Raw genomic sequence first — 14,245 nt, 5'->3', positions numbered from 1 at the left:
AGCGAACATGAATTGGCCCTTGAGGCTGCAGGTTGCCGTTATCGGTCTGCCTTTGTCTGATCGAAGCGAGCTCCTGCTCGCTCGATATCGGGCCCGTATGCGAGTGCCCAAGCACACAATGCCTCGAATGGCTGGCGCAGGGAGTGGCCGAGCGGCGTGATCGCGTACTCCACACCAATCGGGGCGGTCGGCAGGACGGTTCGCGTGACGAGGCCGTTGCGTTCCAACCGCTTCAAAGCGTCCGCGAGCGCCTTGTGCGTGATGCCGTTCAGCCGTCGTTTGATCTCGTTGAATCGGGCTGGCTTGGGGCACAGCACGGTCAGGATCAGGATCGTCCACTTGTCGGCGATCCGATCCAGAACCGGTCGGATGCGAACCATGTCCGCGCATGCCTGCTCCGACAAAAGCTCAAGCTCGGTATCATCAGGCATATCTAGGCTCTTCGAAGTGCGTTCTTGCGACTAGATACCTGTCGTATATCTGGAGGCCATCGCTGAGCAAGGAGCATGTGCGATGGCAAGAGTTGAGAACAAGACCGCTCTCGTGGTCGGAGGCGCCAAAGGGATCGGTCTGGCGATTGCCGAACGTCTCGCGCGCGAAGGAGCCACCGTCTTCTTGACCGGGAGACGGGCCGACGAGGTGGAGGACGCCGCCCGCAAGCTCGGCGGAGATGTTCGTGGTCTCGTGGCCGATGCCGCCTCTCCGAAGGATTTGGAGCGCGTCGTTGCGGACGTGATCAAAGCGCGAGGGCACCTGGACCTCCTCGTTCTGAACGCCGGTCTCTCCGAGCCTGCCTCGATTGCGGATCAGACTCTGGAGCACTTCGATCGCCATTTCGCGGTGAACGTGCGTGGCATGGTGTTTGGCCTCAAAGCGGCTTTGCCCGCGCTCAGTGAAGGCGCTTCGGTGGTCCTGATGGGATCGATTGCAGATACCATGGGCATTCCGCCCTACAGCACCTATGCGGCCACGAAGGCGGCGGTGCGATCCTATGCTCGTTCCTGGGCCGCTGAACTTGCACCAGGCGGTATCCGCGTCAATGTCGTGGCACCCGGCCCAACCGATACGGACATGATGGCGGCCGTATCGGAAGACGGACGCGCGGCTCTGATCGCGCCGATCCCGCTGGGTCGCATGGCACGCCCCGAAGAGGTGGCCTCCGCGACGCTGTTCCTTCTCAGCGACGAGGCAAGCTTCATCACCGGCGCGGAACTCTGCGTCGATGGTGGTATGCAGCAGGTCTGAACCTCGCATCCCATGGCTGATCATGCCCGCTTCCAACCTTCCAACGTTGGAAGCGGGCAGTCGCATCTTCACCGAACCCGTATGCATCTGCTCGTTGCGTAAGGCCGAATGGTTTCGTTTCGCCATCAGTTCGTTTTGAATCTGAGTTGGCTCGAGGCATGGTTCCCTGTCTCGTTGTCGAACGGCTCGCAGGTCGTTTGTATGCTCGGGCGAGAACCTAGCACTTGAGCGTTCGCCTTTTTGAGTGCTGCCCCAGTGTCGTTGGCAAACGCTCACGCCAGTCCCCGGATCGACAGCGCCTCACGGCGATCCCGATCGCGGCCAGGAGTTGGTTGGATCGCGCCTGTCTCCTTCCTTGTTGATGAGATCGAGCCGTCCGTTGGGTGAAGCAGCGTCGTTCGAGGAACGACAAGGCTTCGTTATTCCAATCGAGGTCGAGCAGATACGCGCGTTGGTTTTGGCTTTTCCTGCGCGAAACTCGTTCGCCTTTCAGCTTCAGTCGAGATGGACGAGGTGGACTGCAAGCGGACCTGCGTCTGGGAACAAGGTTCGGTGCTGATGCGAATGACCGTCCGTGCCACCACCTGGCCATGCGCTCTCGGCAACGCCATTCCAGCGTCTCGGATATGCCTTATCCGCTATCTCACCTGCCCGGTCGAAACGAGATGTGCTCCACCGTTTTTGGCAAAATCTCGCGCGCTTGGAGTTTTTGGACGTTTTTCTAGTTTTTATCTAGTTTTAGAGAAAATTCCTTACCAGGAACAACGGCTTAAGCCCTGTTTTTGGAATGATGTACGGTTTTGACGGAATGATGTACGGCGTTGACGGAATGATGTACGGTTTTTTTGGCAGTGATGTACGGTTTTGTTCCTCGTTTCGAGCGCTGGAAATCACCTGCCGAGATCCGATTTTTGTCAAAACCGGGCGGACTGATGTACGGTGTTTTGGCAATTCCCGACACGGCGTACCTGAAGCGGTCCGCGTGATTTTGTCAAAAACGAGCGGACTGATGTACGGCATTTTGACATAGGCCTTGCGCTTGGAAAGCTCTTTTTGTCAAAACCGGACGGACTGAAGTACGGTTTTTTGTCATTCCAGACTGTCAGACTCATTGGCGAGTTCCAACCGCTTCCGCATGTGAAGCACCTGCCCTCTCTCGCCTTGTCGCAACTCTAGATTATAATCTGGAAGCGGGTCTTCCTTTGTTCCTTCGACCAACCGCTCTAGGGCCTGAGCGAATTTATGCGCCGGTAGACGCGAGCCGCTGCGCACGTGGACGTCATTGACGCGATAGAAAGCCTCACCTTCCCCCGCCGTTTTGCGGGCGAGGCGATAGATGAATTTCGCGAGCGGTCGCGCGATCAGAAAATAGTCGGGGTTGAGGGTCAGGATCGAGGGCTTGCCACTGGGCGTGACGACGCCCTCGTAAACCCAGCCTGGTATCTCGATCTCTACCTGATCGATCTTGTCCTGCACCGTGCGTGACACGACCTTGAAATGGCCGATGAGCGGAAACGCTTCCGTTTCGCGACGTTTGCCGTCGCTGAGATTGGTGATTTTGATGCGTGTCGCCTGCAGGCGATCGAGAGCCTTTTCCAGTTCCAGATATTGCTTGCCTCCCAGATCGCGCCGGCAGAACTTCAAAAGCTCGGCTGCGGCAGGTCGATAGATGCGAGCGGGAATGTCGGGTCGCAGCCCCTTCTTCTGGGCGATCCCATATTCGCGCATCTCGGCCGCGAGATGCGACACCATGTTGATGAAGATGTCGTAGTCGTAGGCCGTTGCCAGACCCACTTCGGCACCGCCTTCGATCGTGACGATGCTGTCTTTCAGCTCATAGCGCAGAACCCCGCCCTTGACCGTCTTCGACAAGGAGAAGGGTGCGATATCCATGAGGTTGAGATCGTCCTTGACCGGTGCGTCATGAACCGTCGGGACGAAGAAGGAGAGCTGGTCGTCATCCAGAGGAGCGGCCCGCTTGGTGGGGCGGGGCTGGCTGGGTGCCTCATGGGTGATGGCCTTCTGGACTTCGCCCAGATGAATGGCCTCACCCCATTTGCCCATAGCAGCCCGTAGGCGCTCGTTGCTGATCTTTTCGAGCTGGAGGTCGGCAAAGCTGCGACGCGAATAGAAACGGCGCAGTCGGCTCAGCGCGTCCTTCTCCAGAGGTTCGAACACTTCGCCACGCGCGGTCTGGATTTCTTTGACCACGCCTTGCAGATAGGCGTTCTTCTCATGCAGCGAGAGGGCTGCGAACGCGTCGCGTGCTAGAAGATCGAGTTTATGCCTGCTCATGACCAAGACCGTGACCGGTTGACCGGTGCCAATGATGTCCAAGGTTCAGGCATAGCGCAGATAATGAGGCGACGTCGAATGGGCTGGCGTAGGATTAGGACCGTGCCCTAGCTTTAGATCTGAGTTATGGGACGCTTTCCAATATCTGTGCATCGGGTTCGAACAACGGTCCGCCTGCAACTCGGATCAATCCCTCAGCTGTTGGCAAGGTGGTTCGTGATCCACTAATATCGAAGCCCGATCATATGCGGGCGGATCGCGAAGAACAGCCCACACGTGGCCTACCAGATTATATGGACCGATCCTGCCTTTCATGACCCCTGCTTCTAGTTTTTCTACGCCCCGGCCGATCGCAATCTTCGTCCACGTACATTACCCTGAAATCTGGCGGGACATGGCTTGCCTTCTGGTGGATCGCGTCGAGGTACCGTTTCGCCTTTATGTCACAAGTTCGCACTTTGGCGATAAGATTACGATTCCTGAAAGTCCGTATCTTCTGAACGCGACTGTTCTGCCAGTCGAGAACCGCGGTCGGGATATCCTGCCATTCCTCCATGCGCTGGCGGCAGCGGACGATTTCGAGATTGGCCTGAAGCTCCACACGAAGAAATCTCCCCAGCGCGCTGATGGCGCGCAATGGCGCGCGGATCTGCTGTCCTCGCTTTTGCCGTCCCGATCCGGGGTTTCCGACATCGTGACGTCCTTGGTTCGGCATACGGGGATTGGGCTGGTCGCCCCGAGCGGCTTTTGCCTTCCGGTTCGCCCATGGGTGCTGGAGAACGGCCCAGCCATGAACCGGATCTTCCATGTCATTGACCATGATTTTTCCGATACCGACATGGACGATACCTACTTCGCGGCAGGAAGTATGTTCTGGTTCCGTAAGCAGGCCCTGTCGGGCCTGACAGATCCACGTCTGATGGATTTGTTCGAGCAGGAAGAAGGTCAGCTCGATGGAACGATCGCGCATGCAATGGAGCGAATCTTTCCCGTCGAAGCACGGCGTCGCGACTATTTATCGGTTGCGATGCCGGCCATCATGCAAGACGAACCGGATGTGAGCGATACGGAGATTATGCTCAGGACGCACGAACATGCCCTGAAGCCAAGCCTACTTTTTCCGTCCCCCTACGTATCCCCGGACTCCGCCCGGTTCGAGCCATCGCCTATAAGCAACCACAGCCTCGCATTCCGCATTTTGGCGCCCGTCTACCGGATGCTTCCAGAGCATGCTCGAGCAGGCCTGAAAGCACTGCTCGGACGCAAGTAGGTGTTTTACGGTGGCGGCGAAAGCGATCGGAAAGTTTCAGGTCCGGCTGGATCTGATGGCTGCCAGTCGCTCCGTCGCCAGCCTGGAGACATTCTCGGGCCCATAGCGTTCGCGAACGAACTCGCGCCCCGCTTTTGATCGCAGAGCTGTGTCGGCCCGGTCGTTGAACACCCGCACCATCTGCGCTGCGCTGGAAACCTCGTCCGGTTCCGCCCAAACCTGTCCCTCTGAATAAACGTACTCGCCCGCAGCAAGGGGACGAAGACGATAGTCGACAGGGAACGCCGTGTCGTCTCGGACGAATTCTGCGTTCCCGGAATAGCCCGTACCAATGACGGGCTTGCCCATCATCATGGCCTCCACCATTCCTAAGCCGAATCCTTCGGAACGATGAAGAGACACGTAGCAATCCGCCACTTCGATCAGCGAAAGCATCTCGTCGCGCGAGAAGTGTTCATCGAGTACCCGAATCCGTGGATCATGACGCGCAGCCGACTGCAACTCCTGCTTGATCTCCGGGAAATGACCCACTGCGCCCGTCGACTTGATGATCAAGCCAACCGGCGTCGATGGGTCGGGAAAGGCGCGGCGGAAGGCTCGAACGACGCCCAGGGGATTCTTACGCTGAGGAAATGAGAAATAGTCGAAGGAGAACAGGAAATGGAACCAGCTGGGATACTTTATAAAGCGCTCGACAGGACTCTTTTCCCAGTCAGGTAGACTAACGCAGGGCGGCACGATCGTGATCGTTTTGTCGAATATGCTTTGGAAGCTCTCGGCCACGAAGCTGTTCGGAGCCCAGATTTCGTCAATTGGTTCCAGCAGAGAGCGCCATTCTTCCGGGGCGCGGCTCAACTCCCAGTACGTGCGCAGGATATTGTAACTACGATCGAAACGATCCTGGGGTATATGGGCGAACAGGGTCGGCAGTTCGTTGGCGGCAATCTCGATAATGTTGATCGCGTGCGCGCCCGTTTCGTCGTACCGCTCAGGCATGTAAGGAGCGCCTCGCCGCCCTTCGACACCATAGGTGAAGGGGTAGATGGCGAAGGGCTCGGCTGTGGTCGCAAGCGCTTGCGCCAAGCCTCGCAAAGACTGCCCGAGCCCGAGATTGGCGTCTATATATCCGATCAGAAGGGTGGAATCCTCGATGAGGGGGGCTTGTATCTCCGATTGCCTGCGAAAGTTCGTCGCGAACGAACCCAGGCGTCCTACGGATTTGAGCCCCATGTAAGTCGCTTGCCGGCATTTGTGCCGAGCGAAGAAGCCGACCTGTTGGGCGACCTTGTGGCCTGCGGCCTTCATACCGTTCTCTTCCCAGACGCTGCCGATCTGGTAGGTGAGTTGACCCACCGTTTGAACCTTGCGGGCAAGGGCGCCACTGATGCGCTGGCGACTGATCTGCCTTTGAAGGTCCGCGCTCCAACCAATCGCCTGAGACGAAGCCAATCCTGCGGCAGTCAGATGCTCGAGAAAGCGCGCAGGATTTCTCGTTTGTAAAGACGAGAGCGCCTTCCCTATGGCGACCGCGCTGTGGCGCAGCGTGAAACCATTTCGTATGAGATAATAGCCTGCTTGGGCAAGTGAAGCGCGCTTCTGAGCGCTCATGCCATGGCTTTCATGGAGCTGCGTGAGTATCTCATGCGCATCGGGTTCCCATCCTGTCCTGCTGCTCTGAACTCCCGCTGCGCTTGACAAGCCAAAATAGAGGCCGCCCGGCAGTGAGAGTTCGCGCATGGAACCGAACGATCCGTGGATGACCGGCGTACCACAGGCGAGCGACTCGAGAACCGGAAGAATGGAACTGTCGCCGCAGGATGGAAAGACGGTGAAATCGATGGAACGATACAACCGCGCTAACTCATCCACCTCGAGGGGCGCGATGATCTCATAGACGTCGATCGCCTCAGGAATATAGCGCAAGATCTGGAACTTAGATGTGCGGTATGTCGCGTCCGGCGCTCGCCCTACGCAGTCGATGAGTTCGTGTCCCAGTAGGATGAGACGCGCTCGCCTTTCCGATCCCACAAACTGATGCCATGCCAGAAGCATGGCTCTCAGTGAGCGCGATTGTTCACGCCCAGCGGTGACGAGATAGGTGGTTTCGTCGCAAAGCCTTCGGACGGGGCCGAACGGATTAAAATGATCGACCTCGACGCCGAGCGGTACGCGGAAGCTGTTGACGACCCCGGCACGCTGGAAGATATCGCGCATCCAATCCGAGGTTGAAAACACGCCTTGATAGGCTTGCGCCGTTGCCGCCCAGTTTTCTGGGATCGAAGGAGCTTCCAGCGGAGTGTATAAGTAACCCGTGGTCTGGGCACCGGGTAGGGAAACCAGCATCTCGGGTGCAGACGGGTCAATTAGCCCATAGCGCAAAAGGTAAGGATGAAGGTTGGCGTTGATCGCGGACCAAGCCGGATCGAACCCGATGTCGTCCGCTTGGTGATTGACACCGTAGCCGAGAAGTTTCTCTGAAAAATAGCGCTTGTTTTTTGCAATGAAACTTGTCTTGCGGCTGAGTTTCTCACGATTGATAGTTGAGCCGGTGAAATGCTCTATCTGCGAATGTGGAAGATAGGCGCAGGAATATCCGGCCTGACGCAACCGGAAGCCGAAATCCGCATCCTCGTGGTAGAAGCCGTACTCGTCGTCTAGACAGCCAATCTCCTCGACCGCCGACAGACGTATGAGCGCGCAGGTCAGCTCGCAGAAGTCCGCCTCTAACCGCTCTACCGCCGGGTCGTGAGCGTGTACGTCATGATAGAAATCGACCTTGTCGAGATTCCAGAACACGCGATAGGAGATCGGCTGGTTCGGAAGCGACGCATCCACGATAATCTGTGCCGGCGCGACGATTCCGAGACGGTCATCGCGCTGCATTTCAGCGAGCAGTTCGGCAATGACATTCGTGCGAAACACGATGTCGTTGTTCGACACGCAGACGAAGCTCTTTTTCCGCTCTGCCGCGATGCGGGCGCCGATGTTACAAGCTTGCGTATAGGTATGAGGCTCTCCGAGCTGCAACACTTCAACGCCCGCTTTCGCGCACACTTTTAGCGTTGAGTCGTCGCTGCCTTGATCGAGCACAATCACGTTTGCCGGATCCACACGCAGGCTGGGCAGCATCCGGTCCAGCAGGTCGCCTCCGTTAATCGAAGGTATGACGAGGAGGACGGAATTGCTGATATCGTTCTGCATCTTTGCTTAAAGCCTATGAGTCCGGTTGAGATCTATGGCTGACCGCTTGAACGATATTCGTTCGAACGAAGATATGAGGAATGGCAACGATTTCGTCGCTTATGAGCGAGAGGAGAATTGCGGAGGCGCGAAGTTTTTGCCGAAGGAAGTTCCAGCAGATAATTTTGCAGCGGTCTGGCCTGTTATACTGCAAGCGCTATCAAATAGCGCGTTCGCCACCGCGACCGAGGTTGCTTCTACCCGCATGTGGACTCATTAAATCCTCAAGTGCTGCACGGCAGCAAGTTGGTAGCCGGGATGGTAAGCGGTCTGAAAAGGTGGTCCCAGCATGGATCGGCTTCATCTCCATCCAGCCATATATGAACGAAACAAGCGAGAGGAAACAAACTGCTCGAATGATAATTCGCACCGATCCGTCCTGTGATCCCGCCTTAACTGGCACAAAACGTGACTATCACATGAAGGCACAGACCGAAGCGGTTCCTAGGAGCGCGAGACCGGTTTACATATCAGGATGATACTCTGAGGCAGGATGTTGAACTACCACCGGCGAAAGCGAGGACGCCGGTGGTACCTCTCCAGTTTCAATGAAGCTGGCTCAATGGAGCTGAAGCCGCAAAGAATCGGCGGGGCGAGCATCCGAGAACCATGCACACCCATCCTGTATCAGCGTGATGATGAAATCGGATGAATTCGCGTATGGTGGGATATCAACGATCAGCGACAACCGCCTCGTTTCGCCGGGCTGGAGGTCGTTCCCGATGATTGCCCTTCGCGACTGGCCCACCTCCAGATTCGTACCCGGCTGCACCCATCTGCCCACGAGCGCGACAGCACCTGCTCCTTGGGCATACTGCCAGGGCTTGTCTGTTACATTGGTGACATCGACGTCAAGGCGATAACGCTGTGGACGGCCAAGCAACGTTCGGAACAAGGGTCGCCGATCGAAATTCTCAATACCCTTCAATTCGATCTTCGAGCGATAGTCACCCAAACAAGCAAGTGTTTTGGGGAAGTCCTTCGCTGGCTTCCCTGAAATTGCTTCAATACTACCGAATTGATTGGAAGAACTTGGTCCGTCCGGGATAACGCGGTCCCAAAACGCCGCCTGTTGGAGCAACATATACCCTGATAGACAAGCGATCGACACCGCACGATACCTTGCGTCGAACTTGGCTACGACTGCTAGAAGAGGTACTAGCAGTATGGTTGTCGCCTTCAGATACCCGGACCAATGGCCTGTGACGACCGGACCTAATGTTGTGCTCAAGAGCGCGAAGGGTAGCAGTGCAGCGCCGATCTTGGATTGAATTGAAGACAGGTCTCGCGAACGTAGTAGTATCACACATGCGACACTTGATAGGATGAGCAGGATGCCATGTAGGGGCTCCAACCATCTTTCAGTCCAAGGTGCATTGGCGCCAAAGAAGATATGGTTGCCGTAGAAGGTTCCCACTACGGTCTGCCACCAGCCGGCGAAGGGCAGGTTGATCAAGCCTCCCGCAACGCCGGGTTCCTGCGATGGTAAACGTCCGAAACGGGCGTAGATCGACAACTGCCACAGGATCAGCGCAACACCCGGCATCGCCATGGTTAGAAGGCGTTTCGCCCAGAACCGCGTTGTCGCGTTTTTATCGTTCCAGAGTCGTCCGAATTCCAGCAGGAATAAGCCACCTGCGGCGACAACGAAGGCTTCTCGCGTAAGAACAGCCATTGTCGCGGCGAGTACGTATGCAAGCCTGCGCTCGTTCATTAGGCAAGCTAAGGCGATCAGGAAAAAGGCGTCACCTGCGGCATCGGGAAGGCCGTTTAGAACCGTGACTTGAACGCCGGCCCCCAAGCTCCAGAGTAGGGCGAGCGGAACCGGTAGGGTCAACCGCTTGATTATGGAGGCTAGGGCAAATGCGCCTGCGGCAACAAGAAGGACATTGGTACCCCAATAAATAAACGGAGTAACCCAACTTTGAAGTGTTAGTAAGGCAACAAAGTTGGCTGCAAGCGCCAAGCCAATTCTTTGATATCGGTATGTCGGAGAGTCAAGATGACTGATTGTATCCGCTGTCAGTCGAAGATCATTGGCAATGTAATAATAAAACTGTCCATCCCAGCCGACATGACCGGGTGTTTCATAAAGGATCGGCATACCATGCGCTATCATCGCTTTTGGGATGCCGAACACCAACGCCGGCAGAACGTGCCAAGCAAGCAACCCGCGGATTTCTCCAGCGAGATAGACGAACATCGCCAGCCCACAGAAGAGGGCGGTCGCTAGAACGACCACCATACGGCTGCCGAAGATGTTTTTAACTTTGGACAATGTCAGTCGCTCCATAGGGCACAGTTTGTGGCAGGATAAGCTTTTTCAGAAGCTCAGCGCTCTGCGCCCACGTTGCCCATTGCATACGGTCGGGAGGTACTCGCTCGCCAGCGTCGTATCGACGGATCCATTCGTCGATCGCCGTGGCGAGCTCTGCTGGCTGTTTAGCCGAAAAGTAGGTTGCATGCTCTCCTGCGACTTCCCGGAAAACAGGAATATCACGAGCCAAGATCGGAATGCCATGTCGTGCCGCTTCGATGAGAGGAAGGCCAAACCCTTCTCCCTCCGAGGCAGCAAGCAGACAGCGTGAGCTAGCGTATATCTCGTCGAGGAACTCGTCGCTGACGGATTGGAGCCACAGAAGTTTTTTGCCCAGTTCGGGATGGTGGTTCAGTCGATCTAAGATCAATGGTAGATTTTGTGAGAGGTGGTTTGGAACCCCCTTCCACCCCGGCGTGCCAACAATGACAAGCCGTACTTCGCTTCCGGCTTTCCAAAGTATATCAAAAGCCTCGAGCGCTTGGAGATGTCCTTTTCGCGGCTCTACCGTTCCCACCATTAGGAAGCTATGGGTGTCTGCGATTGTAGATAGAATTTTTTCAGAGCCGTCAGGCAGGCCGCGAGTTGGAGAAGATGCCGCCATATCAGCACCGAGCGTCCAGCCGACGACCTCTACGTCCACGCTCTCGTGATCGGCAAGCCATTGTCGAACTTCTACAGCAACAGCGCTTGAGATGCAGATCAGTCGATCACCGGCATCAGCAATCGCTGAAACCCATTCCTTGTGTGCAGGTTGAGCGTATGGGGGAAACCACTCAGGGCGAAGTACCGGCAGCATATCGTAAACGACAAATTGCGACTTCGCTCCGGACGCCTTCCATTCCTGATACACTCCCTGTCGATATGCATCCGTAACGCCGGTGCAAAAATAGTCTGCCACTAGAAGTATATCTCCCTTCTGAGGCATGGCCACGCTGCCTTTTATACCTGGATTATCCACCCCCAGGACTGAAGCGGCAAATTCCGGGGCATATTCGTACTGCCATCGTCCAGTCCCGTCTTGCAGCCAAACGGGTTCCACACGGTATCCGACTGGTGGATCACGAAGTAACTCAAGCACCAAAGCGCGGACAACCCTTTGGATACCTGTCTTGATATCATTACGAGCAGTCGCGGAAACATCTATGAATAGACGGAGTTGCGGAATAGGGACCGTTGCTTCGCCTGATATTTTTGAGATATCATTCAGAACATCGCTTCCGCCTACTCCGCCTATCTGAACAATTTTTGCCAACTGCGACACGTTGTTCATCGGGAGGCTAATGCGGTGGAATTTTTCCAGCGCGTCCCTGTAGTGAATAGCAGCAATGTCCGTGGAATGCCGTTCTTTTATATAAGCTTGGCCTTTCACGCCGACCGCATCAGCTTTCTCGAGATTCTGCCAAATCTCATTCAAGGTATCGGCAATGTCCGATGCTGCAACCTCGTCTGAAAGTTTGTATACAATATCATCTGGTATATCGGCCATAGATCCGTTTGCATTGATGATCGTAGGAATGCCGAATTGCAGACAGTCCAAAACTGAAGCTGAAGTTTCCCCCCGAGATCTACTTCTAAGTTGGATGCCAACATCCGCTGACTCTAAGTACTTTTGATATTGGCAACCGTCAACATATCCCGTCGAGCGAACATTCCCTCGAGTGGACTTGAGTCTCTGACGAAAGCGTTCACCAAAGGCGTCATCTTCAATAGAACCTACAAATATTAGATGACAATTAGGGTCGTCTGCAAAAGGGCTTCGTAGCCAAGCATCTAAGATGACGTCGCATTTCTTGAACGCGTTGACGTGACCGAAACTGCACACGATGAAATCATTAGAAGACAGAGCTAAATCGGACCTAGAAGCCTGCTTCGATTTGATGGCCTTGAAAGGCCTTGCCAGGGGAATCACAGACCAATTCGATGTATCGAGCGCCGAATAAAACTGCGCCGCCAGCCGTTTGGAGAAATCGCTATGTATTATGACGCCTTGTGCTTCCGCTATGATATCGAAGCTCGACGGATAGGTCGATACGATTTCAGAGATAAGATGAGGTTCTCTGATATAGCGGGCTGCCACAGCATAGCCATGAGATTTGTATAAAGAGCGTGCGAGACGTCCAGCTTTTTTATCCTTCATCTCGGCCGCATAAATCAGATCACCAAGGAAGAAGTCATGTAATACAACAATACCCGGGATTTCCCTAAGTAAATCGAGCATATGGCAATGGAAGGCGGAGTTTCCAAATTGGTAAACGATCCGATCGTAAATCGTGAAGTTCGCCTTAAACCACGAAATATCATGATGGCGTAAATTCAACTCTGCGTTCGATGATATCCTGTCCGTGTTAGGCGAAATTACATCAATTTCATAGAACCTCGACAGCCCAGGCAGGATTTGTGCAGTATAATCCGCAATACCGCTCCGGTCAGGAGGAAAAGGCGATACTAAGGCGAGAAGTGGCTTGTCAGAATTCTTGATACGCGAGTTAGACTGAATCTTCGCCATAGCAGTCGCGATCAGCGACAATCGCTCTACTGTCAACTGCCCCTCATTCGAATGGACCATAGGAGGAGGCGCAACGTGGAGGATCGAGAAGACGTGCTTCTGCAGCTTGGGCGACAAGGCGAGAAGCTTATGCGCCGCTGGACGCATCCAAGGATGCGACGCCATGATCTGCTGTGTTTGGAAAACGCCACTCCGCATGATCCGTCGGGGGCGGGATCCCGGCTTCAACTGCAACCACGCTTTTGCACCGCGAACAAGCAGAAACCTCTCATCAGAGAGAAATCGCACGATGCTTGAAAGACGGGAAGAGCGACCGTTTCGGGCCGTGAAGTCATCGTGAACGCTGGCGGCTAGAAGTGAAAGCGAGTGAACGCTGTTCCGCAATTCTCCAGTAACAGCTGTTTGCTGCTGAGTGAGACTTTCCAACATCGTTGCTTGACGTTCAAGCGTACTCTCATATCGATGGCGCAGGAATTGCAACTCCGCTCGAATTTCGGTGAGCTGATCACCCCGTTGTTGAACTTGTGCTTCTAGGACTTCCGCCCGAAGCCTTGATCTTGCCTCATGCTCCTGTTGCATGAGATGAAGCTCGGTCCGTGTTTCCGAGAAAGCGGATTGTAGATTTTCAAGATCTTTACCATACTGTATTATCGCGCCTACATCGACAGGGTTTGGTTCACTGACCTTTGCCGCGAAGGACGCGACGGCGTCCACCAGCGGGCTCTCCGTATTGGATCCATTAGTGGCGATGACCGCATAGTCTGGTCCGTTCGAGAACATCCTTGCCAATGGATTGGATGGTAAAGAGCCGTCCTCGCCCTTCCAAGAACCGTTGATACGTACGATCGTCGGCGCTTTCAGACCGGAATCTTCCACCAGAAACTGAAGAAGAAGTGGTGGAAGAGGTTTTTCGTGAGTCGAATCCAGATGGAACGTCCAAGACGCGACAGTCAAATTTTCGGGATTGGGTGTTTCCAGGATGACGAAGCCGCTTGGGCTCAAGACGCGTTGGATCTCCATGAGCAGCGTTGCCAAAGCATCGTGCGTCAGGTGCTCAACGACATGGAAGGCTGTTATGAGACTGAAGGAATTATCACCGCATCCGCGCAGGTAGTCGAACGCATCGGCCAGGGAAACATCAAGTCCCCGGCTTCGTGCGACCTCAACCATTGAGGCGTTGCTGTCCACACCCGAGGTCTGCCAGCCGTGTGCTTTCAGAAGGGTGAGCCACTCGCCCCGGCCGCATCCGATATCGAGGGCTCGCCGCCCTGGATCGACTTCGGCATCTACAGCATCCGTAAGCGGTAGATAGAGAGACATCCGTTTCCGGATGAGTTCTTCAGATCCCCGGAACCGATCTTCGAAAGCG

The 14,245-nt window shown here is 55.2% G+C and carries 7 protein-coding genes; 2 read left to right on the top strand and 5 right to left on the bottom strand.

The window, feature by feature from the left end:
* Positions 1 to 38: 38 nt before the first annotated feature.
* Positions 39 to 431, bottom strand: coding sequence for a winged helix-turn-helix transcriptional regulator (locus NS365_RS18130; protein ID WP_058601706.1), 393 nt, complete (start codon positions 429 to 431; stop codon positions 39 to 41).
* 82 nt (positions 432 to 513) lie between these two features.
* On the opposite strand from NS365_RS18130, the gene NS365_RS18125 reads away from it, so the two are divergent.
* Positions 514 to 1,245 (top strand): SDR family NAD(P)-dependent oxidoreductase, encoded by a 732-nt coding sequence (locus NS365_RS18125; protein WP_058601705.1) that lies wholly within the window; start codon positions 514 to 516, stop codon positions 1,243 to 1,245.
* A gap of 1,089 nt (positions 1,246 to 2,334) precedes the next feature.
* Here NS365_RS18125 and NS365_RS18120 read toward each other — a convergent pair.
* On the bottom strand, positions 2,335 to 3,540 hold the full coding sequence (locus NS365_RS18120) for a replication initiator protein A (protein ID WP_058601743.1): 1,206 nt from the start codon (positions 3,538 to 3,540) through the stop codon (positions 2,335 to 2,337).
* A 313-nt stretch (positions 3,541 to 3,853) separates the two neighbouring features.
* Between NS365_RS18120 and NS365_RS18115 the strand changes: the two genes are divergently transcribed.
* Entirely contained in the window at positions 3,854 to 4,810 is a 957-nt protein-coding gene (locus tag NS365_RS18115) for a rhamnan synthesis F family protein (protein WP_082684705.1), read from the top strand.
* Positions 4,811 to 4,846: 36 nt separating this feature from the next.
* Here NS365_RS18115 and NS365_RS18110 read toward each other — a convergent pair whose 3' ends face one another.
* The 3 genes from NS365_RS18110 to NS365_RS23745 all read right to left on the bottom strand — a co-directional run bounded on the left by NS365_RS18110 (position 4,847) and on the right by NS365_RS23745 (position 14,196).
* A complete protein-coding gene (locus tag NS365_RS18110) occupies positions 4,847 to 8,011 on the bottom strand; it encodes a glycosyltransferase (protein WP_058601703.1) in 3,165 nt (1,054 codons plus the stop codon).
* 598 nt (positions 8,012 to 8,609) lie between these two features.
* A complete protein-coding gene (locus tag NS365_RS18105; RefSeq protein WP_206612150.1) occupies positions 8,610 to 10,328 on the bottom strand; it encodes a hypothetical protein in 1,719 nt (572 codons plus the stop codon).
* Entirely contained in the window at positions 10,315 to 14,196 is a 3,882-nt protein-coding gene (locus NS365_RS23745) for a glycosyltransferase (RefSeq protein WP_193753475.1), read from the bottom strand. Before NS365_RS23745 ends, NS365_RS18105 begins: the two co-directional genes overlap by 14 nt.
* Between the last annotated feature and the right edge of the window lie 49 nt (positions 14,197 to 14,245).

Source organism: Aureimonas ureilytica, assembly GCF_001475935.1.
Classification (GTDB): Bacteria; Pseudomonadota; Alphaproteobacteria; order Rhizobiales; family Rhizobiaceae; genus Aureimonas; species Aureimonas ureilytica_A.
Note: the sequence above shows the minus strand (reverse complement) of the source record. Positions and strands in the feature narration are given on the sequence as shown.

Excerpts from the sequence above, each read along its gene's own strand:
- NS365_RS18130 (WP_058601706.1), bottom strand. The coding sequence starts at position 431 with ATGCCTGATGATACCGAGCTTGAGCTTTTGTCGGAGCAGGCATGCGCG.
- NS365_RS18125 (WP_058601705.1), top strand. The coding sequence starts at position 514 with ATGGCAAGAGTTGAGAACAAGACCGCTCTCGTGGTCGGAGGCGCCAAA.
- NS365_RS18120 (WP_058601743.1), bottom strand. The coding sequence starts at position 3,540 with ATGAGCAGGCATAAACTCGATCTTCTAGCACGCGACGCGTTCGCAGCC.
- NS365_RS18115 (WP_082684705.1), top strand. The coding sequence starts at position 3,854 with ATGACCCCTGCTTCTAGTTTTTCTACGCCCCGGCCGATCGCAATCTTC.
- NS365_RS18110 (WP_058601703.1), bottom strand. The coding sequence starts at position 8,011 with ATGCAGAACGATATCAGCAATTCCGTCCTCCTCGTCATACCTTCGATT.
- NS365_RS23745 (WP_193753475.1), bottom strand. The coding sequence starts at position 14,196 with ATGTCTCTCTATCTACCGCTTACGGATGCTGTAGATGCCGAAGTCGAT.